We start from the raw sequence: 22,712 nt of genomic DNA, 5'->3' as shown, positions 1-22,712 counted from the left end.
GGAAAGGATTTTTGCCTTATCAGCAGATTTAAGTATCTGTGAAAAGATAAAAAGACATCCACACACATAAACATCCAAAATGTTATGTATAGTGAATGCCTCGAATGAGTTACATACTATATCTAAAAATAAGTTATCATCTGAAAGGAGATTTGTCAAGCACTGATTTTTTCTTCAGCTTATAGAGAAGTACGATCACCTCTTTCTGTATTCCGAAGGTGTCATTCCTGTCCGCTCTTTGAACAGCTTGAAGAACCGGTGTTCATCTGCTATTCCCACGAGTGCACCAATTTTGGATGCCGCAAGAGAAGTACTCTCGAGCAGCATCTTTGCATGTGAAAGTCTCTGCTCAATCAGATAATTATGAGGGGAGTACCCGGTATATTTCTTAAATTCCCGCGACATGTGATATTTGCTCAGACCAGAGAACCTGGACAACTCATTCAGATCTAAAGGCTTCATATAATTACTTTCCATATATTTTACCAGATACCGGATGGCATCGGGAGAAGTATTCAGAGGTTCACTGTCACACTTTTCGATAATGAAAGCAACCAGCTCGGCAATGTTGGATGATATGATGATATCTCTGTGAGCAGAGGGTTTCGTATAGATCTCCAGGATATGATCCAGCCTGCTGTTGTAAATGCTAGAAGAAATATTTTGAAACACCGGTGTTCCTAAGTCGGCAAATTCTTTGTATAAAAGGAGGGCAGGTTTTCCCCAGAAATGTAGATCACTGTGGTTCCAGGATGTCCCCTCAGTATAATATTCATGCAATTCACGGCAGTCAATCAAGAAACAGTCTCCTTTCCGGAGATGATATTTTTTCCCTTTATAGTTTAGAACTCCCTGACCTGAGTAAGTATACATAAGCAAAAAGGAATTGTAATTTTGACGCCTTGTATAATAATTGGAATCACTTTCCATATAGGTAAACAACTGAAAGAAGATATGGTTTTCCTTGGTATATTCAGAAGTTGGATGGGGCAGGAGAATAGCAAAATCGCCGGACATATTAAACTGTGACTGTAATGCGTCAGCGACGGAAACAAGATACTTTTCATCTGCAAGCTGTGCAATATTCTGATGCCCTACGGCAACTTTATGGTAGTGGTGATACATGGCAATGTGATCAAACATAAAAACCTCCATACAGCAATTAATGACACAATGATAGCAAAATAAGTTGTTAAAAACAAGTAACTATTTAGTTATAATTAGCAAGAATCAACAAAACGTTACTGCTCACTCGCGCCATTCGCAAAATCGCGCCTTTGGCGCTTTTAAGCTACGTAGTAGCTTACTTTTGCTCATAATGGGGCGCTCCCTTCGTCAATCGGTCCACGTAGATTTTCGTGCAAGCACGAAATCTACGTGAACTGATTGACGAGTGAACTGTAACAACAAAAATGTGGAGGTAAAAATGAATAACAAAGTGAATTTTAATTTTATTGAGCCGGAGCTGACAGAACCAGATGTGAATACCTTGCAGCCAGCATCTTATATCAGAAAGGAATTTGTAGTTTCGGGAAATGCAAAAAAGGCCATGCTTCATATCACGGCACTGGGGGTGTACAACGCCTTTCTGAATGGGGCAGCAGTGGGGAATCAGCTCCTCACTCCAGGATATACGAATTATTTTAGGCGGATTCAATACCAGACCTATGATGTTACAGAAATGATTTCAGAAGGAACAAATGCGATTGGTGTCATCTTAGGTGACGGCTGGTATCGGGGATGTCTGGGGATGACAAGCAAGCGGGGATACTATGGCAGAAAAACAGCTTTAGCGGCAGTACTGGAGATAGAAACAGATCAGGAAAGGATACTCATCCATTCGGATATAGATTGGAAAGCAACTCAGGACGGTCCAATCCGGCAGAATGACATCAAGACTTATGAGACAGTGGATGCGGAAAAAGAGCTTACCGGATGGAACTGCCCCGATTACGATGACAGCATGTGGCATGAGTGCATGCAGGGAAATTACGAGGGGGATATTGTGCCGCAGGAGGGAGAGGCTGTCATCGAGCATGAGCATTTCCGGGCCAAAGTACTTGTGACTCCTGACGGAGAGCAGATTCTTGATTTTGGGCAGAATCTTGCAGGACATATTGAGTTTACCGTTACAGGACATGCAGGTCATAAAGTGAGTCTGACGATGGGAGAGGTCCTGGATGAGAATAAGAATTTCACTTTGAAAAACCTTGTAACAGAGGGAAGTGATCCATTTAATGGTGATTTGGGACAAAAACTGACTTATATATTAAGGGAAGGCACGCAGACTTATAAATCTCAGTTCCTGATCAGTGGATACAGATATGCCAGGCTGGAAAACTGGCCGGAAGAGATAAAGGCGGAAAATTTTGTTTCTATTGCGGTCTATTCAGATGTAAAGGAGACAGGATTTTTCCAGTGTTCAAATGAGAAAATTAATCAATTGGTTTCAAATTCAAAATGGAGCCAGAAATCTAATTTTGTTGATATTCCGACGGACTGCCCCACCAGAGAACGGGCAGGCTGGACCGGAGATATCAATGTATTTTCAGAGACGGCAGCTTTCTATACAGATGTAAGAAAGTTTCTGCGCAAATGGCTGAACGACTTCATTAGTCTGCAGAGAGAGGATGGAAATCTGCCTTATATCGTACCTCAGATTCCATTTGAACTTATGGGACATGATTTTAATCCCATCGCATCAGGCAGTGCAGGCTGGTCAGATGCGTTGAGCAATGTAACAATGACACTGTATCGGTTTTATGCGGATAAAAGCTTTATAGAAACTGCATATGAACCGTTGAAGAAGTTTGTTGCTTTTAACCGGGAACGGGCGAAGAGGAGAAATCCGGCCCATGAGTCGAAACCTGATGAATATTACGACTACATCCTTGATACGGGTTATCATTACGGCGAATGGCTGGAACCCGGGGCTGTCATGACAGAGGAAGCAATGCGCGGGTTTACTAACCCGGACGAGGAAGTTGCCACAGGCTGGTGGTACAATACTGTCAATCAGGTAGCACAGATGGCAGAGATACTGGGAAAGGTTGACGAAGCAGAAGAGTACAGGGCTCTGGCTGAAAAAATTAAATATGCGTACCGGCAGGAGTTTGTTGTTCATGGTATCGCGGAACCAGACAGGCAGTGTAAATATGTAAGACCGGTTGCAATGGGGCTGACTACCCGTGAAGAAAGTCAGAAACTGATGGATGATCTCGCGAATATGGCCGGGGCAAATGAATATAGGATCGGGACAGGTTTCCTGACGACGTATCAGATTCTTGCAGTACTCAGTCAATACGGACATTCGGATACTGCATATAAAATCCTGGAAAATGAGAAGAGTCCCGGATGGCTGTATGAAGTCAATAAAGGGGCCACTACGACTTGGGAGAACTGGTATGGAGTCAGTGAAAAAGGAGTGCCTCTGGATTCCCAGAACCATTATGCACCGGGAGCTGCCTTATCCTGGCTGTTTACATATTGCTGCGGAATTCACCTGCTGAAACCAGGGTTTGAAGAAATCGAGATCAGACCAATTCCGGGTGGAAGCCTGACATGGGCAAAGGCAGAATATCATAGTGTAAGAGGAAAAATAGTCTCCCACTGGGAGAAAAAGGACGGAAAGTTCCTTCTTCACGTTGAAATCCCGGAGTCTGTCAGTGCCTCTGCCGTTCTTCCGGACGGACAGCGAATACGGATCACGAAGAATACAGAAGATTTCGAATGTACATACGAAGTGTCATAGAAAGGAAAGAAATAGAGAGAGGGGAGTGCTGAGCACACTCCCCATGATCATTCAAATAAACGGGCGGTCCATCCCATGTGTGCTCTGTCCGTTGTCCCGCCAGAACTTTTTCCAGATTGTATGGTCCGCTCCGATCTTATTTAGGAATGTCAAAACTCTCGCTTTTTGGGATGAAATCTCATGAATTCCTGCCAGGGAAGCTGCCGTATCCCGGTTGAACCGCCCGTCCACTGCGTATCCAGCCCCCAATTCCCTTAAAAGGGCAAAAAGCTTTCTGTTTAAAATCCCCGGTATCATCGTAGTCCCGGCCGCGTCGCCCCTGGTTACAGTACCAAGATACTCATATCCAAGCCGTCCGGCAAACTGCTTTAAGTACCGCACTAAAAACCGTGCCTGTGCCCCTTCAATGAAACCGGCCTGCACCACAAAGCCAATCCTCTGCCCTTCACGACACGTCTTCATCTGTTCAAACAGTTTCATCACAATACCGGGCATCGCATGTACATATAAAGGCATAAAAAACAATACCGTATCATATTTGCGAATCACTTCTGCAAGCATAAGTGGATCTTCTTTTACCACATACCTGACCGGATATTCTTCACCCACACCTTCCAAAAACTGCCGGATGAATACCTCTGTGTTGCCATTCTTTCCCCGCGGGGAGCCATTTATAATCAGAGTTCTCATGCTGTCCTCTCCTTCTCCTCATTTTCCGGGTGAATCGATATTCTGTGATTATGAAACTGATAAAAGACACGGTTCAGATACTCTTCATACAGGATCTGAGCCTCACGGCTTTCAAACACTCCCTTGTAAGAAACTTCAATCTCCGGGTAATGCTCATAGCGGGTATCATGCATGGATTCTCCCGTAACATAATTAGTATAAGGCAGAAAATGAGGGATCATCCGGTCAAACAGCGTCTTTAACTTCCCGCTTACAAAGTCACAGGATACGCCAATATAAAAAATAACTTTATCCGCATGCAGATACGCGCGGTAAAAATCATCCAGATCATGAAATGCGCACCGCCCCGGCGTCCTCATCCAGCAGGTCCAGCAGCCCAGGCAGTCTTTAATCTCTCTCGATGTAAGATCCAGTACGAAAGTAACGTCTGATGGAACCGAATCTGGCGGAACCGGAATATGTTCTCGTTCATTTACGATTATAGTCTTCATATGTTGTTCTCCTTTTTTTATCCACGCCCGGTAATTTCTCAGGGTGCAGCTCTTCATAATATCAATGTGTAGTTGTTTTACTTCCCATCTGTGGAAGAGAAAGACTTCGCAACTGTTAGGTTTTGAACAGTTACAGGAATTCCTGATATTAGGTTGAAATATAATCTGCAAGAGCCGCCACAAGCACGTCCAGTGCCTCCTGCTTTCCCTTTTCACTGAATTTTTCGTTAGAAGCAACAACACTTAAGCAGTCTGTCAGCATCGCGACCGCCTCCATTTTGTCATTCCCCACGTTCAGTAGTCTGAGACTTCTCTGAAAATAATCATCAGACTTCCTGTTTTCGCGTTCTCTAAATTCTGCCGGCAGTTTCCGCAGTAGATTTTCAAGATCTATAGGGGACAAAAACAGCAGCAGGCTGTCGGGTGAAAGCAAAACTTCTCTGAGTAGTCTGGCACAGCGGTCCCTGTCACGCAAATCTCCCTGCATGATAGATTCCATGCGTGTAAACAGTTCCTTCTCGTTCTGCTTTAGCACTTCATAAATGCAAACCTCCTTCGACGGATAGTACATATAAAACGCGCCCTTTCTGATCCCTACTGCTTCTGTAATATCATCCACGGTTACTTTTCGGATTCCTTTCTTCCGGATAAGTTCGATTGTGGAATTATACATTGCATCCCGGACTAGACTGCGCTCTTCCTCCGAAACAATTTTGGGCATAATGTTGTTCTCCTTTTTGTTGACTATTATTAATTGTTATAGTCGGAATAAACTTATTCTACATGTTTGTCAAGGTTTATACAGAAAAAGTTAACTTTAGATAGCGAAATAAGAATATTTTTGACAGACTTGTTTTCAGTGATGAAAATGATAACATCTACAAAGATGATGACTATAAAAATGCTCATAGAACTCACTATTTAAAAGAAATCAAGGAAGATCTGGCGTGGTATGGCTCTGTTTTTAAAAATGTCAAATACCACTTCAATATGTCCGGCAGATCGGCGGAAGATGTTGTATCCGCACTGATACGTGAATTCCAGCTTGATAAGGTATAAACAGTGTATTTCGTAAAATCAAGCGTCCTTTTACGCGAGGCCTTTGACTACATCAGGGATATACCTTGTTATTCAGGCAAGAACAGCAGGTGCGAATGTGAAGTGAACATAGATTTACCGGGGGATTCGCACCTGAAAAATGGAGAAAAGGAGGGGGTGGAAATAATAAAATGGAAGATATTTTTGAATTTGGTTGCATTTAGAAAGAAAAAAGGATAAGATTTATACAAATAGTACAAATGGGGTAGAGGAATGTTGTGCAGAATTGCTGAAGTCACTCACGCGTAGGGTGTGGATTGAAATTACTTGTATAGTATCGTTTTACGTTGGGTCAAAGAAGTCACTCACGCGTAGGGTGTGGATTGAAATTGACCGTGATGAACGATATGGTTTTGCAACGTATGGTGAAGTCACTCACGCGTAGGGTGTGGATTGAAATCCTTCGGATGCGGTGTCTGATATTCCTCGTCTGCGAAGTCACTCACGCGTAGGGTGTGGATTGAAATCTCCACCAACTCCTGCAAATAGGTCAGAATGTACGAAGTCACTCACGCGTAGGGTGTGGATTGAAATTTGAATGACTCCTGTTTGTCGTTAGAGTGAATGAGAAGTCACTCACGCGTAGGGTGTGGATTGAAATATAGAAGTGAGCAAAGAAAAAGACTGACGGTCTATGAAGTCACTCACGCGTAGGGTGTGGATTGAAATTCCATCACCTCCCAGCGTCTTGCTAAGAATTCTTACGAAGTCACTCGCGCGTAGGGTGTGGATTGAAATAACTTTGTTTGCCAAATAGGATGTCCACCTATAGAAGTCACTCGCGCGTAGGGTGTGGATTGAAATGCCGCAGCATCGCTTAACATCTGTAAGATGTCTGAAGTCACTCGCGCGTAGGGTGTGGATTGAAATCACCGGAATGCACAAGACACGCAACTGGAAGTTCCGAAGTCACTCACGCGTAGAGTGTGGATTGAAATATCGTATCGAGGGCGATATCTAAGTTTTCTTTAGAAATCACTTGCGTGAAGAGCGTGTCCTAATATAAAAAATCAGGCTAATGTTTTTCAAATATAGAGTAAGGTATCACTTAGTCATTCATTTTGATGACTCTGCGATACCTATTTTTTTCAAAAAACGTTACTAAACTCAACTAATTTACAATTATCAGGTCAAATTTACAATACATACCCCTGTAAACATGTTAAATTACACATAATCTAAACTGGTACAGCGCCTTCTAAGCAAGCACTCATTAGCTTGTATAGCAGGCGCTGTACCGGCAGAAAGGCAGGAATTATAGTATGGAATTTATAAATCAAAGAAACCCATTGCTGCCCTTGCAGCACCACATCCCGGACGGCGAAGCCCATGTCATGCCGGATGGAAAGCTATATGTATATGGAAGCTATGATGCGCTAGATACAGCATACTGCAGTGAGAAGTATCATGTGGTATCAACACCGGATATGAAACACTGGACCGTACATGGAATCTCTTTTCAGGCAGGGGATGTGCCGTGGGCAGGCGACCCGGAAGCAGCACGTTCCCCGGGGATTGACTGGTATCATCCGACCCCGTTTCTGCAGAAAATGATCGACAGTATGCCGGAAGAAGAAAAAAACGCAGCAACACAGGGCGGCAGTGAGACAGGAGATGGGAAGGAACTTCTTTTTGCCCCTGACTGTATCTATCGTGACGGAAAATATTATCTATACTTCTGTATGTCGGATAACAGTGAAGGGGTGGCAGTATCAGACCGCCCGGAGGGGCCGTTCAAAGACCCGGTTCAGTTCCCATGTGGCGGGATTGATCCGGCTGTTTTTATAGATGATGACGGGCAGGCATATTATTATTGGGGACAGGTCTTTGCACACGGGGTAAAACTGAATGAAGACATGATGTCATTTCAGAAGGAACAGGTGGTTGATCATCTCATAACAGAGGAGACACATTATTTCCATGAGGGGTCTTCCATGCGTAAAATCGGCAGCACTTATTATTATGTGTACGCGGATATGGAGCGAGGCAAACCGACAGCGCTTGGATATGCGACGGGAAAGTCACCTCTTGGTCCTTTTAGATACCAAGGTATTATCTCATAGATAATGACGGATGTGATCCGGCCAGCTGGAACAATCATGGTTCCATCGAGTGTGTAGACGGACAGTGGTATGTGTTTTATCATCGCTGCAGCAGAGGTACACAGCAAAACCGCAGACTTTGTATTGAGAAAATTTACATCAACGAAGACGGATCCATAGATGAAGTAAAAATGACTTCCCAGGGGGCAGGCGAATCCTTTGCACCGGGAGAAGAAATCAAGGGATATCAGGTGTGCGGCTTGAAAGGGACCTGTTACATTGATGTGGATGAGGCATATGGATTTGAAGAAAAACTGACCAATATATCGGCTGGAGATGAAACGGTATTCCGTTATATTAAAAGTGAAAAACCATGGAAAGGGATTGAGATTACATGTACCGGAAGCGGCAGGGTTTCTGTTTATCTCAATGATAAAGAAGCCGGTCAGGCAGTAATTTCAGGTAGAAAGAGAATTATGCAGACCGTGAGTGCACCGATTTCAATGGAACCGGGCGAGTATGAACTTAAGCTGCGATTCAAAGAAGCTGATGATATGGAACTGCTGGCAGTTACCGTATTGTCTGATTAAAATAGAGTGGAAGGACGAATGGAGAATCGAAGATTATAATTAGGGAAGAAAAACGGTTACCAGTCAGAAGGCTGAGTAACCGTTTTTCTTTTAGAAGGATGTCTCAATTTCAAATTTTCCATTCCCAAGCGTCTTCATTTCTCCATTCGGCAATCTCAGCATTGCTGAACTATTCGGAGGTATTTTCCCGGAAATACGGATGGAGTTATCATGTTTTTCCCAGCGCAGTTCGATCATGCCATGGGCACAGTGATAGCTTCCTTCGGCCCATTCAAGAGGACAGGAATATTCAGGCGCAATGAGGATCTTGTCGTACCCAATGCCTGCATTCTTAAGCCCCAGCACTCTCCGGTACAGAAAGTCACCGACACATCCGAAGGCATAATGATTAAAGGAGCATCCGGCACGCTTACCGTCCGGGCGGATCGCATCCCAGTTTTCCCAGACCGTAGTTGCGCCCTTTTCAATCTCATACAGCCAGGAAGGGCACTCTCTTTGCATCAGCACTTTCCAGGCTGTCTCCTCATATCCGTACTGACATAAAATGTCCAGGATATGGGGGGTGGACATAAAACCGGTATCCAATCGAAAACCATTCCCAGTAACTAATTCGTTCAGGCGCCTGGCAAGGAGAGGTTCCTTTTCTTTGGAAACCATGTGATGTTTAAGTGCCAGAATGTAATTTCCCTGCATCTCCTGTCCTAAGTGTCCATCCGGGGAAACATATTCCTCTTCAAAAGCAACGCGCACTCTTTTGGCATAGTTCCGGTATTTTTCTGCATTTTCTGAATATCCCAGTATCTCAGAGACAGCGGCATACAGATCCGCATCAGCAGCTAACAAACTACTGCCTACATAGTTCATAGTCAGGAAAGCAGAGGCAGGACCGTCGGTAAAGCCTTCTTCGTTTACGACACTTGGAATGATCCAGTCACCAAAATGGAACCCTGTATTGATTAAATAATGCTGGTTCTCAAGACTGCGGCTGTTTCTCTGTTCATCACCAGCACATTCAGCTGACTGTGTGTCTGAAGCTGGTGGAAGCTCATCGGCGGCCAGGACCATCGCGTCCATCCATTTTCCCATTGCCTCATAATTAGCTGACAGAACCTCCTGGTCTGCGCATAACTGATAAAGCTGCATGGGAAGCGTCAGGATGACATCCCCCCAGCCCAGAGATCCGGCAAATGCCTGCTGGACATAGTTCTTGATCTGTGGAACTGTGCCTAGGATATGACCGTTTTCCCTCTGTTCTGCCCGAATACTCTTTAACCAGTCTTCATAAAAGGCAGTCATATCCTGATTAAAAAGGGCTGTTGCACCATATACGACCACATCCCCGGTCCATCCGGCTTTCTCACGTGTCGGGCAGTCGGTCGGAATCGTGATATTGTTGGATCGCTGGCTCCAGTAAATATTGCTCTGCAGCTGGTCCAGTGCTTTGTCAGAACAACGAAAGCTTCCGGTTACCGGGTTATCCGTACTGAGTGCCAGAGCGGTGAAATCCTCCTTTTTCCAATGGGTGCCCCCGGTTACGCGGACATAGCGGAATCCATGATATGTAAAATGCGGTTCAAAGATTTCTGTTTCAGAATCTCCGCAGATATAGGTATCCTTTTGTTCCTTATTTGTTCCGGCGAAACAGTAAAAATAGTTCCCATCCTGATCTAAAGTTTCACCATGTTCAAAGGTGATTTCAGTTCCGCAGGGCTCCTGGATACGGACGCGGATCACTCCGGCGAGATTCTGTCCGAAATCAACCAGAGTATCCCCATTGGGTGCAGTCAGGATTTCCCGGGCAGGTAATTCCTTAAAGACTCTGACCGGGGGATGGATCTGGGCCTCCAGAACTTCTCCCGGCACACCTTGTAAATGTACCGGCAGCCAGCCGGAATCATCATAGGAGGATGAGGAAGGATCGCCATCCACCAGCCGGGCATCATAGGTTTCACCAAGGAAAAGATCGGCGGTGCGAACAGGTCCCTGATAGGAGAATTTCCAGCTTTCATCAGAGGTGAGAATCTGCTTTTGGCCGTTTTCATCGGTGAACTCCATTTGCAGGAGAAGTCCCGGAACCTCGCCATACTCACATCCGCGGCCGAGAGCTATTTTGCCCTTGTACCAGCCGTCCGCAATCGTAACAGAGATGGCATTGGAACCGGGATGTATGAATTTGTCCACATTATAAACCTGATATTTCAGGCGTTTGTCGTAGGTGGTAAAACCAGGATTGAGCCAGGTATCCGTAATGGGCTGTCCATTGATCTTTATTTCGTAAATCCCATGGGCAGTGACATACAGACGTGCCCGGACAAAACGGCTGTCAAGAGTAAACGTCCGGCGCATCTGCACGGCAGGATCATAGGGTTCAAGGGGCAGGTCTTCCAGAATCTCTCCTTCCAGCTTCATTTCTGCGTTCTCTCCCCGCATCATTGCCGCCAGTGTTTCGCCCCATTCCTTCTGCGCAGAAAGCAGCGGATTGACAGGCAGCTGGGGCAGTGGACCCGGCTCGATCCATGCAGCTTTCCAGTCTGAGAGCTCGAAGAAGGCGGTCTCGAAGGCGTGCTTATCACTGTGGATTTCGATGCCCGTATTGGTCCAGGCAGTGATCTCATATTCATAAGCAGAGGCAGACTGTAATTCGCGGCCCTGGTAAGAGATCCCTGTAGTCATGGAGCTGTGCTGGATGCCGCTGTCCCACATGGTTCTATGATTCCTGTCTGTGACAACGATCTGCCATGCAGTCTGAAAAATATCAGACTCCTTTGCTGCAATCTCCCAGGAAAAGCGGGGATTCTTACAGTCTAAAGAAATTGGATGATGCGTAAACTCACAGGTTACATTTTGAATATTCATAAAAGTTCCTCCTTTATTCCCGCGGGCAATCAGCCAGGTATATGAGTCAGGTACAGCCCTGTCTGTATCCGGCGATTGCAGCGGGGGCTTAGACAAATCTATTATAGGAGGAGGCAGGAAATAAAGATTGTAATTTTAAACGCATTACTGTAATTATGTATTCCAATAATACCAGGGGCAAAATATTTATGATCCAGTCTTAGTTTAATTGATTTTAAGAGTGTTCTTACGGTACTGAGTCGGTGTCACACCGTACTTCTTTTTAAATACATTCTGGAAATAGGATTGACTTGAGAAACACAGATAACTGCTGATTTCACTTAAAGTTTTATTGGAATAGGTTAGAAGGCTCTTCGCTTCTTCCAGTTTACATCTCATAATAAAATTACTGACATCAAACCCCAGTTCCTGTTTGAATTTTTTAGCCAGATAGGAGCGGCTTCTTCCAATGTGTTCAGCCACATCACCGACCTGAAGCGGTTCATTGATATGGTGGGAGATAAACTGGAGACAGTCAAAGACCTCCAGAGACATTCCCTGCGGCATTTTATTTTGTGAAACTCTCTTAGCAAAGTCCATCAGCATGGTATAGGTCAGTGTTGAGATGTTCGAAATCACCTGTGACTTTTCGCACTCTTGGATGTAAGCATCTGAGAGCAGGTATGCCTGTTCCATATCCATGCCGCCTGCAATCGCACTTCTTGTGGCAAGGGTCGTGGAGGTGATGAAAATATTCTTTGCCTGGCGCAGAGAATTGTCGGCCAGAATGCCTTCTGATAATTCAGAGGATGTTTTCAATAAGAGCTCCAGCTTTTCGACCTCTCCGTTTTGAATATACTGTATTAATCCCTGTTCAAAATAGTAAGTATTATGGAACCGCCGGGATTCCTTCGCCTCGATTACCTGATGGGAATGCAGGTTAGAAAACGCGTTGTTACTGTTTGTATCTTCCTGATGAAAGTGCTGTGCGGCATCCAGATATTCATCGTTCAGGCAGAAATGCAGGTAAGTGAGAATTTTAAGAAACTGATGATAAGAAATCTGAGGGATGCCAGTTAAAAGCTGCTCTATCTCTGCTCTGTAGTTCAAACTGATCCCCCATTCCTGCATAAAGCTGTGAAGTGTGCTCTTTGACAAAGCAGTGCTAAATAACGGGCCGACTATGATCGCATTATCTTCCTTTGCAGATTTGATGTATCCATAAAAAGCAAAAGACTGGGAGGTGAAAAAGTCGGGATTTTTTGTGAAATGCAGGAAACCGGGCAGTTTCTTTCTAAAGAGAGACGCATCTTCTAAAATAGAAGGAAAGGAACAGCAGGTATTGGTTGAAATCTGATAATAGGTGACTGGGATGGCGGTCGCAGCATAAAATAACTGGCAGAATATCTTTAAATCTGTAATCATACAAATCTCCTTTGTGTGGAACATTAGCTATTTAGTGTCGCTTATACTAATACCAATTATAGGATGCTTTTTCTACTATGACAAGGACGAAATTACAACATCGAAAACGATATTGCAATAAAAGCTGACAGGCCCGATATCAAGAAGTTAGGCGTAAAAACTCGCTTGTAAGTTTTGGAATGGGAATCGGGGCAGATATACTACTTCTTTTTACAAAGAATACATTCTGGTGTTATGGCAGCAATGTTAATGGATTATAACGAGTATAAATGTGGAATCAGAATGGTGGCTGCCTCTCAACAGCGCATCCAGCTTCGAAGGCAAGGTTAGAAGCGGTCTTGGACCTCTTTAATCGGCTGATTTCTTGCAGCGGTCAGCTACGATTCCACGTTGGAAGTGGCACTCGCGGCAACCAAAATGGTGGTCTATGGATTTTCTATTGTAGCACCGCTCGCTTTCTTTATTCTGATGTTTGTACTTGTAAGCAGATTTCACCTTGAGAAGAAAATCCCGGGGATGAAAAAAGAGATTGCGAAGAGGAAAAAGGAAAAGAATGAAAGTATTGTGACATTATAATAAAGTAGACAGTTAATTCATATTATTCTTTCCGAAAGAATGGCAGGTGCGAATGTGAAGTAAACATAGATTTACCGGGCGATTCGCACCTGGAAAACGAAAGAAAAACGGTGCTGGGAGCGGAGGAATGGAAGATATTTTTGAATATGGTTGCATTTGGAGCGAAAAAAGGATAAAATTTATAAAAATGGTACAAATGTGGTGGGGAAATATTGTGCAGAATTGCTGAAGTCACTCACGCGTAGAGTGTGGATTGAAATTCTGTTGTGCTGACCTTGCTCTTTCAAAGTCATCGAAGTCACTCACGCGTAGAGTGTGGATTGAAATTGATGCATGTTACCCTCATTCAGATCTTTTTCGGAAGTCACTCACGCGTAGAGTGTGGATTGAAATTCTTACCTCATTAAAATACTCGACGTGCCCTCCCTGAAGTCACTCACGCGTAGAGTGTGGATTGAAATGCCTCCCTATTGTACGAAAACAATCCCTGATTTTGAAGTCACTCACGCGTAGAGTGTGGATTGAAATCTTTAAATTTCCAATGTCCTCCATAACCCTACCTCGAAGTCACTCACGCGTAGAGTGTGGATTGAAATTATACAATCTGCCAGATGATGTCTCTGATCATGCGAAGTCACTCACGCGTAGAGTGTGGATTGAAATCTCCAAGACTTAAAAACACCTCTTTAAAGGTCTGGAAGTCACTCACGCGTAGAGTGTGGATTGAAATCAGATTAGACACCGCGGCATACAGATTGTCACAGGGAAGTCACTCATGCGTAGAGTATGACTTGAGTCATATAAACACTAACATGTAGACGAAGACCAACTAAACTGTTTTAAGTATTGTGTGAGGATTAAAATATTTATTCAAATACATTGTTGATTGTTGTCTGTAATCATTTGGAGTCACTAACGCATTAAGTGTGGGAAAGCATCTAACGGTTTATCCGCTGTTACTTTAGTATGAAAAATTACTTATGCGCAGAGTGTGGATTGAGATTACATACGAAAATGCATCAACAGCAGAGGAGCCATAAAAAGCATTTACGTGTATAGTGCTAATTTTATAGAAGCAACTTACATGTAGATTAAGAAAGAGAATATGGGCAAAGCTCGTATATACGAGACTAAGGGATATGTGTACCTGAGCTACTGCCTATCTATCTTTTAGTTTTTTAAGTGACAATATAATAGAAAGTATGGTGAATGTATTGAGCAAATATTTTAATATCAATGGGATCTGCTATCCGGAAGAACATTATATGGTTAATATAGAAGACAGATTAGCAGAAATACAGAAGCTGGTTGATGAAAAAAATTATTTTGTGATTAACAGGGCCAGGCAATATGGAAAGACTACTACATTAAATTTACTGGTAAAGCATCTTTCAAGTGAATATATTGTATTCTTTATAAGTTTTGAAGGACTGGGAGAATCAGCGTTTGGAACAGAAACTGCATTTTGTAAAACTGTCTGTGAACTTTTATATGATACTGTACGTTATGAGGAAGTCCCCTCTTTAGAAGAACCTGTTAAAAGTATGATATTGGAAACCGTAAAAAAGGGTGAGATTGATGATATGCTCAGTCTTTCTAATCTAATATCTGATCTTTGCAGAAAAGCAGATAAGAAGATTGTATTAATAATTGATGAGGTAGATCAAGCCAGTAATCATAAAGTGTTCTTGGATTTTTTGGGGATGCTGAGAAGTAAGTATTTAAAAAGAAATACACGCCCCACATTTCAATCCGTAATATTGGCAGGGGTATACAATATAAAAAATTTGAAACAGCGGATACGAGAAAACAGTGAACATCAATATAATAGTCCGTGGAACATTGCTGCTGATTTTCGTGTAAACATGAGCTTTACGATCAAAGATATAGCAGGGATGTTGATGGAATACGCAGAAGAGAAAAATATTAGTGTACCTGTTCAAGAAGCAGCCGAGGAAATCTATGGATATACATCAGGATATCCATATTTGGTATCAAAAATCTGCAAATTGATTGATGAAGAGGGCAGTCAGGAAATGGTTGCGGATTGGTCAAGACAAGGCGTGTCTGATGCAGTAAAAATGCTTTTAAAAGAGCAAAATACATTATTCGATGATATGAGAAAGAAAATTACAGATTATCCGGAATTAAGGGACATGTTATATGCAATTCTTTTTCGGGGCGAAACCTTTCCATATAACCCGGATAATTTTGCTATTGACATGGGAACCATGTTTGGTTTTCTTAAAGAGCAGGAAGGGCAGGCAGTTGTCTCAAACAGGATTTTTGAGACAAGACTGTATAACCTGTTTTTATCAGAGGAAATGACGGGAAATGTCACTTATCAGTTGGGCGAAAGGGAAAAGAATCAGTTTATTAAAAATGGAATGCTGGATATGGAACTTGTAATGAAAAAGTTCATGCAGCACTTTCATGATATTTATGGCGATTGTACAGAAAAATTTATAGAAGAGAGTGGAAGAAGACTATTTTTGCTATATTTAAAGCCCATCATTAATGGAACTGGTAATTATTATATTGAGGCACAGACCAGAGATCAGACCAGGACTGACATTGTAATCGACTATCTAGGTAAACAGTATGTTGTTGAATTAAAGATCTGGCGTGGAGAGGAATATAATAAAAGGGGCGAAAAACAACTGGCAGAGTATCTGGATTATTATCATCTAAATCAAGGATACCTGCTTAGCTTTAATTTTAATAAAAATAAGAAATCAGAGATAAAAGAAATAGAAGTAGGTAACCGGACTCTCCTGGAAGTAGTTGTATAGCAGGCGGCTGTGATGCATATGCGTCACAGCCGCCCTGTGTTTTTCATTTTCCAAACAAATCGCTGTGAGTTCCGGTGCGAGCCAGTGTCAGTACTAGTACATCCTCCTCGATGCGGTAGACCAGCAGCCAATCAGGGAGGATATGACATTCACGGTGTCCTGACCAATTTCCAGTGAGAGCGTGGTCTTTGTTCTTTTCAGGAAGTGGTTCACCATTGCAAGGGCGGCGATTATATCTTCTAGCAGATGAATTTTCAGCCCACGCTTCATTGCCAGTTTATAGTCTTTTTTGAACTGTGTGATGGCTTGATAGTGTACTTTGTTTTTTTCATGTCTTCAAGTCTGTAAACAACTCATCCAGATCGGTATAACCTTTTACGGACGGGTCTTTTGCAATCCTTTCTGCTTCCAACATGGCGGCAATGGTTTCCTTGTTGGGCAGATTCAGAGAAATCTCAAAAGGAATTCTGCCCTCACGAAGTGACTGACGAACAAAAATATTGAACGCCGTAGACAGATTCATGCCGAGTTCTCCGAACAGGGCATCGGCCTGTGATTTCAGGTCTGAATCCATGCGGATGCTAATGTTTGTGGTAGAGCCAGCCATACAATCATCTCCCTTCTTACTGGTATTTATAGTATATATTTATTGCACGAAAAAACAACAAATTTCTTCTCGTCTTCAACCACACCAAATACAGTTCAGTTTCTTCTGTCAGAGAATGCTATACTGATAGAAAAATATGGTATATAATGTAAATAAACGTGTAGTAAAACAGGAGGGACTATGTTCGATTTTTTTAAGATTATTACATTGCGTGCAACATATGAATGTCAGGAGGAAGGCAGACTGCCCTCATATCTGGGGTCTACAATAAGAGGGATATTAGGGCACTGTATGCGTGATTTCTGTTGTGAGTATCCGAGTGAAAAATGTTTCCGATGTGAAAAAAGGAATTCCTGTCTATATGTACAATGTTTCAGCAATACCGGAGGAGAAGCCGGGGCAGTAAATCCATATACATTATATGTCCACGGTGAAGGCCGGGAGAATTGGAAAAAAGGCGATGTATGTGTATTCGATCTTATGTTGTTTGGAAAGGCAGCAGAACAGGCGGGGATATATCTGGATGCACTGCAGGCAGCTGAGCAAAAAGGATGGGGAGCAGCGCGACTTTCTTTCCGCCTGATTCAAGTGATAGAACCGGACTCTGAGAAAATGATTTATGCAGGAGGGAGAAGCTGGATCCGCAATCTTTTACCCAGACCGCTGCAAATAAAGGAAAGAAATGCTTCGTATGCCAATCTGTTTTTTGATACACCACTTAGAATCGTATCGGGAGACAAGCTGTTCGAGAATCTGACATTTGACATTTTGATGCAGTTTCTTATCCGAAGAATCTCACTGTTAACGATGGCCTATACGGATTTTCAGATGGAATGGGATGAAGAAGGTTTGCTGGAGGAAGCAAAAAAGGTCAGGACTGTAAGTGAATATTGGAGGGAGATCCCCTTTTCCAGATATTCCATGAGCCAGAAGGGCAGCCGGCTGGACCTTCCCTCCAAAACAGGCTGGGTCCTGTACGAGGGGGATTTGTCACCATTTGTGCCAATACTGGAGGTCGGAAAATATCTGAGGCTGGGAAAAGGAGCAACAATCGGATTTGGGCATTATGAGATTACTTATGATCGGTAAAGGGAGGAAGTAAGAATGTCAGAGACGGTAACATATGAAAAATTAATAAAAATGCTTGGGGAGAATTACAGGAAAATTGAGCAATCTATTGTGAATCAGATACTTCTAAAGGTTGATAATCATTATCCAACGGCAGGTTCTTATAGAGAAAATGTTTGGAAGTCATTGTTTGAAATGATCGTACCGAAAAAATATTGTATTGAACAGGGCGTTTTCATCATTGATTCATACGGAAATAAATCAAAGGAAGTCGATTTGGTGATTTTTGATGAAATGTATACGCCATACATATTTAATTATGGGGAGATAAAATTCATTCCTATCGAAGCCGTTGCAGCTGTGGTGCAGTGTAAAAGCCACAGTGTAGATTATGATAATGTATCAGAGTGGAGAGAGTCAATCGAAAACTTGTTCACATCTTTGGATTCAGTAGCACGTATAGCATCATATGTGTGTGATAATGAAGGCCCCAGAATTGGAAAGGCGACTCAGACGGCAACACGGCCTATTATGATTTTATGCGCAATAGAACCTATTGAATTAAGTAAGATATTGATTGCTAAACTAAAGGAGGATTTCGATATTGTGCTGTCAGTTAGCGATACGGAAAAGAAGCTATGTAAGTATATAACAAAAGAGGTAGCTTCCTTGGAGGATTGGAATAATTCTCTTAATCATGTTTCGGAGTATAAAGGATCTGGGAATGAGAAAATCAATCAGGACATTTCAGCGGAAATTGAGAAAAGGAAAGGCATAGATAAGTATAACGCAGGAGATCTGCGTCCACACATTCTTCAAGAGCTGAAGGTAACACAACTCAACGAAGAAAAGATAGAGGAAGAAAATGTTCTTCTCTCACTCATTTTCCAGCTCAATCAGCTTCTTATGATTTTGAACAATCCGATGCTCTTCCCGCATCACGCATATGCAAAGCGTTTTTCTGATATTTTAAAAGAAGCAAAGGATGGTAAGAATGATGAACAGCAAAAGTAAAGGTTATTTCTTGGCAAAGTATGATATCAGTGGAATACAGCGATATATCTTTGCAACCAACCGATTGAAAGAAAATGTCGGTGCATCGTACCAGGTAACAAAAATTCTGGAAGAATATCTGCCTGAGGCGGTTCGGGAGGCAGTGTTACCACAACATACAAATGTCATTGATTGGAAAGAGGAAGAGAACTTAAGAATCACAGAGAATCAGAGCATCATGGCTGAAATCATCTATATCGGCGGCGGAAATGCCATGGTGCTGTTTCGTGATATAGATACTTTTCAGAAGGTTTCACAGCTTCTGGCTGAAAGGGTGGCACAAAACTGTCAGGGATTATACCTGGCAGCGGCATACATAGATACAGATCTGAAAAGTTTTCAAAATGATGTGAAAAGGTTAGATAAGAGACTGTCAGAGAATAAAGCAGATATGATCCGGCAGCCAGTCTACTCCCCGTTTCCGGTCGTAGAGCAGGACAATTCCACCCATCAGCCGATCACGCACCGTTATGTCCATAAGGATGAGGAACGCGACGGGGATACGGTGATACCTCCTGTAATAGAAGATATGACAAAGATGCAGTATCAAAAGTGGATGGCTTATCAGGAAGTCAGGAGTAAGAGAATCGGGAAATTATATCCTGATATCGAGGCGGCTGTTACTTATGATTACCCGGTAGACATGGATGACTTATGCAGAGAACCGGGAGGTAACAGTTATATTGCGGTGGTTCATATTGATGGAAACGGAATGGGAAAGCAGATTCAGGATATCCAGCACGAACAAGATGAATATGAAAAAGCAGTTCCTTTGTTAAGAGAAAATTCGAAGGAGATATCTGCTGTTTTTCAGAAAACATATAAAAATATGCTCAAAGTACTATGCAGTCATTCTGAACTTTTGAGAAGCAGTGAGGATGGAACGATATTACCAATGCGGCCGATCGTTCTGGATGGAGATGATTTTACATTCCTGTGCACGGCTGATCTGGCAATCCCCCTTGCAACCGGATTTTTGAAGGAATTAATCAAGGGGCAGGAGGGAAAGCAGAAAAAAATCTCAGCATGTGCCGGTATTGCCTTTGTGCACAGTCATTTTCCGTTTTATGAAGCCTATTGTATCGCAGAGGATTCCTGTTCAGATGCAAAGAAGAAGTGGTACAAGGGTAAGGAAAACGGAAATCAGGAAGATTGTTTCCTGGATTTTCGGATCTTAAAAGGCAGTGAAGTGGGAGGAACCAAGAGACATGAGGAGTGGCAGGTGAGACCATATGCGATAGATATGGCAGGGAAACGGCCGGATTCTCTTGTCCATTTATACGAGATCGTGAAGAAAATGGAAAGATGGCCGTCAAACAGGCTTCACAAGATATACCGTGCAATGCTCAAAGGGGATAGGCAGATGGAGTTTTTAGAAAGAGAATTTTCGTCCCGGGGGTATCATATAGATGAGTTGACACAGGTGAAATATTGGGAGAAATCGCCATTATATGATGCCTTAGAGATCCGGGGCTTGTGTGAGATGAAACTGTTGGCAGATTTTTTAGAGATACAGGAGAAACAGAGCGATGAAAAGATGGATTCTGAGGATTAAGTTAGAGAGTGACTTCTGTACAGCTACCGGGGAGGACACGCCGGGGATAGTCAATATGGTGACGGCAACAGAAGACGGGGTTCCTTATATTCCTGCAAAAAGGATTAAAGGCTGCCTTCTGGAAGCTGGCAGAGAAATGCGGGATAATGGGATCATTGAGCCGGATGAGCTGGAACATGTTTTTGGAAAAACAGGCGCACAGCAGGGGGAAGGGATCAGTCTCACGGATGCTCATGTATACTCTGTTCCGAAGTTCTTATTTGGGGAACATACAGACGAGTCCAAAAAGATTGAAGATTATGAACTTTTTCAGACAGAAGTGAAGAAGTGCACGGAGACGGAACAGGCGTATTTGGAAGATTTTTTTACAAGGCAGCGCACCCGAACTGCTATAGATGCGGACACCAAAACAGCGAAGAAGCATTCCCTTCGGACGATGCAGGTGGTTCCAAAAGGGATCGAATTTGCGGTCTGTATAGAGGGCGAATTGAGTGAAAAGGGAGAAGCGGTATTATTAGACTGCGTAAAAGGCCTTCGCCATATGGGGATAGGGATTACCCGAGGTTTTGGAGAAGTACGGTGTACATTGGAGCACGCACCATCAGAAGATTCTGCTAAGATAGATGACCGTACAAAAAAATGTGAAGAACTGCTTGGCGAGATAGAAAAAAATTATGGGCAGGCACAGGAAACGGTGCTGTCTTATGAGATTACTTTGGATTCACCGATTGCAATAGACGGAGAAGATGACTGTCTGCCAGGAGATCCGGTTTTAGGAGCACTGGCTGGAATGTACATCAGGAAAAATTCATTGAAGAATAATGCACATAAAGATGAGAACTTTCGCCGGATTTTCTTACATGACGGCGTACAGTTTGGATATGGCTTCCTGAAAAAGGAAGATAAGATCTATCATCCCTGTCCAAAAGCGATTGCTGAAAAGAAGGAGAAGAAAGGACAGTGGTTCCAGATCGCAGAAGGCATGGAGGATGAACGAAAGAAAGAGATTAAGGGACAGGTATATTGGGAAGGGAATAAGCTGCATACGATATCCGCCCAAAGAGAGATTCATTTTCATCATTCCCGTCCCATCAATCGGGGGATCGCACATGCCCTGAATGACCGGGCAGAAGATACCAGTGTTCCTACAGGACAGTTTTTTCAATATAAAGCACTGTCCAAAGGGCAGACCTATGCGGGGACATGGATTGGAACAGCAAAGGATCTGAGTTTATTGTTGGAATGTCTTCGTGAAAATAGTTACCGGATGAAGCTTGGCAGATCAAAGACGGCAGAATATGGAAATTGTACCGTCAGGATCGCAGATGTGTCTGTAAAAGTGCAAAAGCCGGAGACAGCACGTTGTGGAAAGAAATGGATGCTTTGGTTTCTGTCTCCGTTGGTCTGCCGGAATGCAGATACAGGGGAATACATTCCGGATAAAGAAATACTAAAGCAGCAATTGGAGACGAAATTGGGATGTGAAGTGAAGGAACTTAAGATGGCAGCAGGAGGGTATACAACGCACAGCGGCTATAACGGCAGATGGAGGATGCCGTTGGTATCGTGTCCGGCGCTGGAAACAGGCAGCACCTTTATTTTGGAAACTGACCGCGATGTCTGCGATTATGAAATAGAAGCACATAGATGGGGTGAATTAACAGGACGAGGCTGTGGGCAGGCGGCGGCAAGGCCTTTTGCTGCAAAAGAGCATGGAGAGATTGTCAAGGATCAGGAAAGTAAGAACTGTGAGAAGAACCGCACAGAGAGCGGGAAGGAAGATTCCATAGAAGAAATAAAAGTTGATTCCGGGAAGCTGCTTTTTGAGATTTTAGATTTCCAGGAGAAACAGTGGAAATCTAAAAACGTAGCTCTGGAGGAAATGAAATTCATGAATGTGGCTGATCTTCCACCGTCTTCTGCGATTGCAATGCTGTCTCAGCTATTGAGAAGCTATGCCGGTGAGGACAACTTCTATGAAAAGATATGTGATGAAGTGAAACAGATACATAATGAGCAAAAGAAAGCAAGAATTTCAAAATTCCTGGAACCCTGTAAGGGAAAAACTTACGAATTCATGAGGCTTTACTTAGAGAATGCAAAGTGGAAAGCGAGGCTTAGAGACAGGGATGAATAACA

General features: G+C 43.1%; 16 protein-coding genes, 1 pseudogene and 2 CRISPR repeat arrays. Of the genes and pseudogenes, 9 read left to right on the top strand and 8 right to left on the bottom strand.

Features of this window, described 5'->3' with window-relative positions:
• Positions 1–195: 195 nt before the first annotated feature.
• Positions 196–1,143: a helix-turn-helix domain-containing protein gene (locus tag AC4OGX_RS00850; RefSeq protein ID WP_493327899.1), complete on the bottom strand. Its 948-nt coding sequence runs from the start codon at positions 1,141–1,143 to the stop codon at positions 196–198.
• Between the two features lie 283 nt (positions 1,144–1,426).
• On the opposite strand from AC4OGX_RS00850, the gene AC4OGX_RS00845 reads away from it, so the two are divergent.
• Positions 1,427–3,751 carry a family 78 glycoside hydrolase catalytic domain gene (locus AC4OGX_RS00845; RefSeq protein ID WP_493327898.1) on the top strand — a complete coding sequence of 775 codons (2,325 nt, stop codon included), beginning with the start codon at positions 1,427–1,429 and terminating at the stop codon, positions 3,749–3,751.
• A 51-nt stretch (positions 3,752–3,802) separates the two neighbouring features.
• On the opposite strand, the gene AC4OGX_RS00840 is transcribed toward AC4OGX_RS00845, so the two are convergent.
• The 3 genes from AC4OGX_RS00840 to AC4OGX_RS00830 all read right to left on the bottom strand — a co-directional run bounded on the left by AC4OGX_RS00840 (position 3,803) and on the right by AC4OGX_RS00830 (position 5,653).
• Positions 3,803–4,441, bottom strand: a complete 639-nt coding sequence (locus AC4OGX_RS00840; protein ID WP_493327897.1) for an NAD(P)H-dependent oxidoreductase — start codon at positions 4,439–4,441, stop codon at positions 3,803–3,805.
• Positions 4,438–4,932 (bottom strand): flavodoxin family protein, encoded by a 495-nt coding sequence (locus AC4OGX_RS00835; RefSeq protein ID WP_493327896.1) that lies wholly within the window; start codon positions 4,930–4,932, stop codon positions 4,438–4,440. The genes AC4OGX_RS00840 and AC4OGX_RS00835 overlap by 4 nt, the downstream gene beginning before the upstream one ends.
• 148 nt (positions 4,933–5,080) lie before the next feature.
• Positions 5,081–5,653, bottom strand: coding sequence for a TetR/AcrR family transcriptional regulator (locus tag AC4OGX_RS00830; protein WP_493327895.1), 573 nt, complete (start codon positions 5,651–5,653; stop codon positions 5,081–5,083).
• A gap of 608 nt (positions 5,654–6,261) precedes the next feature.
• A CRISPR array of direct repeats spans positions 6,262–6,968; the repeat unit is 33 nt; unit sequence GAAGTCACTCACGCGTAGGGTGTGGATTGAAAT.
• A gap of 324 nt (positions 6,969–7,292) precedes the next feature.
• Between AC4OGX_RS00830 and AC4OGX_RS00825 the strand changes: the two genes are divergently transcribed.
• The gene (locus AC4OGX_RS00825; RefSeq protein WP_493327894.1) at positions 7,293–8,093 is read left to right on the top strand and encodes a family 43 glycosylhydrolase; all 801 of its coding nucleotides are present in this window, start codon (positions 7,293–7,295) and stop codon (positions 8,091–8,093) included.
• A 71-nt stretch (positions 8,094–8,164) separates the two neighbouring features.
• Positions 8,165–8,662, top strand: coding sequence for a hypothetical protein (locus AC4OGX_RS00820; RefSeq protein WP_493327893.1), 498 nt, complete (start codon positions 8,165–8,167; stop codon positions 8,660–8,662).
• 90 nt (positions 8,663–8,752) lie between these two features.
• Here the strand turns inward: AC4OGX_RS00820 and AC4OGX_RS00815 are convergent, their stop codons facing one another.
• Together AC4OGX_RS00815 and AC4OGX_RS00810 are read right to left on the bottom strand one after the other, a co-directional pair.
• Positions 8,753–11,518, bottom strand: coding sequence for a family 78 glycoside hydrolase catalytic domain (locus AC4OGX_RS00815; protein ID WP_493327892.1), 2,766 nt, complete (start codon positions 11,516–11,518; stop codon positions 8,753–8,755).
• 204 nt (positions 11,519–11,722) lie between these two features.
• Positions 11,723–12,922, bottom strand: a complete 1,200-nt coding sequence (locus tag AC4OGX_RS00810; RefSeq protein ID WP_493327891.1) for a helix-turn-helix domain-containing protein — start codon at positions 12,920–12,922, stop codon at positions 11,723–11,725.
• Between the two features lie 390 nt (positions 12,923–13,312).
• Between AC4OGX_RS00810 and AC4OGX_RS00805 the strand changes: the two genes are divergently transcribed.
• Positions 13,313–13,498: a hypothetical protein gene (locus AC4OGX_RS00805; protein ID WP_493327890.1), complete on the top strand. Its 186-nt coding sequence runs from the start codon at positions 13,313–13,315 to the stop codon at positions 13,496–13,498.
• A 227-nt stretch (positions 13,499–13,725) separates the two neighbouring features.
• Positions 13,726–14,228: a CRISPR direct-repeat array (repeat unit 33 nt; unit sequence GAAGTCACTCACGCGTAGAGTGTGGATTGAAAT).
• A 535-nt stretch (positions 14,229–14,763) separates the two neighbouring features.
• Complete coding sequence (locus tag AC4OGX_RS00800) at positions 14,764–16,290, top strand: AAA-like domain-containing protein (RefSeq protein ID WP_493327889.1); 1,527 nt, start codon at positions 14,764–14,766, stop codon at positions 16,288–16,290.
• 43 nt (positions 16,291–16,333) lie between these two features.
• Here the strand turns inward: AC4OGX_RS00800 and AC4OGX_RS00795 are convergent.
• Together AC4OGX_RS00795 and AC4OGX_RS00790 are read right to left on the bottom strand one after the other, a co-directional pair.
• Positions 16,334–16,622, bottom strand: a pseudogene (locus AC4OGX_RS00795) (type II toxin-antitoxin system YafQ family toxin).
• A complete protein-coding gene (locus tag AC4OGX_RS00790; protein WP_493327888.1) occupies positions 16,619–16,897 on the bottom strand; it encodes a type II toxin-antitoxin system RelB/DinJ family antitoxin in 279 nt (92 codons plus the stop codon). Before AC4OGX_RS00790 ends, AC4OGX_RS00795 begins: the two are co-directional and overlap by 4 nt.
• 180 nt (positions 16,898–17,077) lie before the next feature.
• On the opposite strand from AC4OGX_RS00790, the gene cas6 reads away from it, so the two are divergent.
• The 4 genes from cas6 to AC4OGX_RS00770 are packed head-to-tail and all read left to right on the top strand — an operon-like array spanning position 17,078 to position 22,710.
• Positions 17,078–17,986, top strand: coding sequence for a CRISPR system precrRNA processing endoribonuclease RAMP protein Cas6 (gene cas6 / locus AC4OGX_RS00785; protein WP_493327887.1), 909 nt, complete (start codon positions 17,078–17,080; stop codon positions 17,984–17,986).
• A 15-nt stretch (positions 17,987–18,001) separates the two neighbouring features.
• On the top strand, positions 18,002–18,979 hold the full coding sequence (locus AC4OGX_RS00780) for a DUF6602 domain-containing protein (RefSeq protein ID WP_493327886.1): 978 nt from the start codon (positions 18,002–18,004) through the stop codon (positions 18,977–18,979).
• The gene (locus tag AC4OGX_RS00775) at positions 18,960–20,573 is read left to right on the top strand and encodes a Cas10/Cmr2 second palm domain-containing protein (protein ID WP_493327885.1); all 1,614 of its coding nucleotides are present in this window, start codon (positions 18,960–18,962) and stop codon (positions 20,571–20,573) included. Before AC4OGX_RS00780 ends, AC4OGX_RS00775 begins: the two co-directional genes overlap by 20 nt.
• Positions 20,548–22,710, top strand: a complete 2,163-nt coding sequence (locus AC4OGX_RS00770; RefSeq protein WP_493327884.1) for an RAMP superfamily CRISPR-associated protein — start codon at positions 20,548–20,550, stop codon at positions 22,708–22,710. The genes AC4OGX_RS00775 and AC4OGX_RS00770 overlap by 26 nt, the downstream gene beginning before the upstream one ends.
• The last annotated feature ends 2 nt before the right edge of the window (positions 22,711–22,712 follow it).

The sequence above is a fragment of the Faecalicatena sp. genome, from assembly GCF_058819085.1.
Note: the sequence above shows the minus strand (reverse complement) of the source record. Positions and strands in the feature narration are given on the sequence as shown.

Coding starts and splice junctions, on each gene's coding strand:
- AC4OGX_RS00850 (WP_493327899.1), bottom strand. CDS start 1,143: ATGTTTGATCACATTGCCATGTATCACCACTACCATAAAGTTGCCGTA.
- AC4OGX_RS00835 (WP_493327896.1), bottom strand. CDS start 4,932: ATGAAGACTATAATCGTAAATGAACGAGAACATATTCCGGTTCCGCCA.
- AC4OGX_RS00770 (WP_493327884.1), top strand. CDS start 20,548: ATGAAAAGATGGATTCTGAGGATTAAGTTAGAGAGTGACTTCTGTACA.
- AC4OGX_RS00845 (WP_493327898.1), top strand. CDS start 1,427: ATGAATAACAAAGTGAATTTTAATTTTATTGAGCCGGAGCTGACAGAA.
- cas6 (WP_493327887.1), top strand. CDS start 17,078: ATGTTCGATTTTTTTAAGATTATTACATTGCGTGCAACATATGAATGT.
- AC4OGX_RS00840 (WP_493327897.1), bottom strand. CDS start 4,441: ATGAGAACTCTGATTATAAATGGCTCCCCGCGGGGAAAGAATGGCAAC.
- AC4OGX_RS00810 (WP_493327891.1), bottom strand. CDS start 12,922: ATGATTACAGATTTAAAGATATTCTGCCAGTTATTTTATGCTGCGACC.
- AC4OGX_RS00815 (WP_493327892.1), bottom strand. CDS start 11,518: ATGAATATTCAAAATGTAACCTGTGAGTTTACGCATCATCCAATTTCT.
- AC4OGX_RS00825 (WP_493327894.1), top strand. CDS start 7,293: ATGGAATTTATAAATCAAAGAAACCCATTGCTGCCCTTGCAGCACCAC.
- AC4OGX_RS00800 (WP_493327889.1), top strand. CDS start 14,764: ATGGTTAATATAGAAGACAGATTAGCAGAAATACAGAAGCTGGTTGAT.
- AC4OGX_RS00790 (WP_493327888.1), bottom strand. CDS start 16,897: ATGGCTGGCTCTACCACAAACATTAGCATCCGCATGGATTCAGACCTG.
- AC4OGX_RS00775 (WP_493327885.1), top strand. CDS start 18,960: ATGATGAACAGCAAAAGTAAAGGTTATTTCTTGGCAAAGTATGATATC.
- AC4OGX_RS00830 (WP_493327895.1), bottom strand. CDS start 5,653: ATGCCCAAAATTGTTTCGGAGGAAGAGCGCAGTCTAGTCCGGGATGCA.
- AC4OGX_RS00780 (WP_493327886.1), top strand. CDS start 18,002: ATGTCAGAGACGGTAACATATGAAAAATTAATAAAAATGCTTGGGGAG.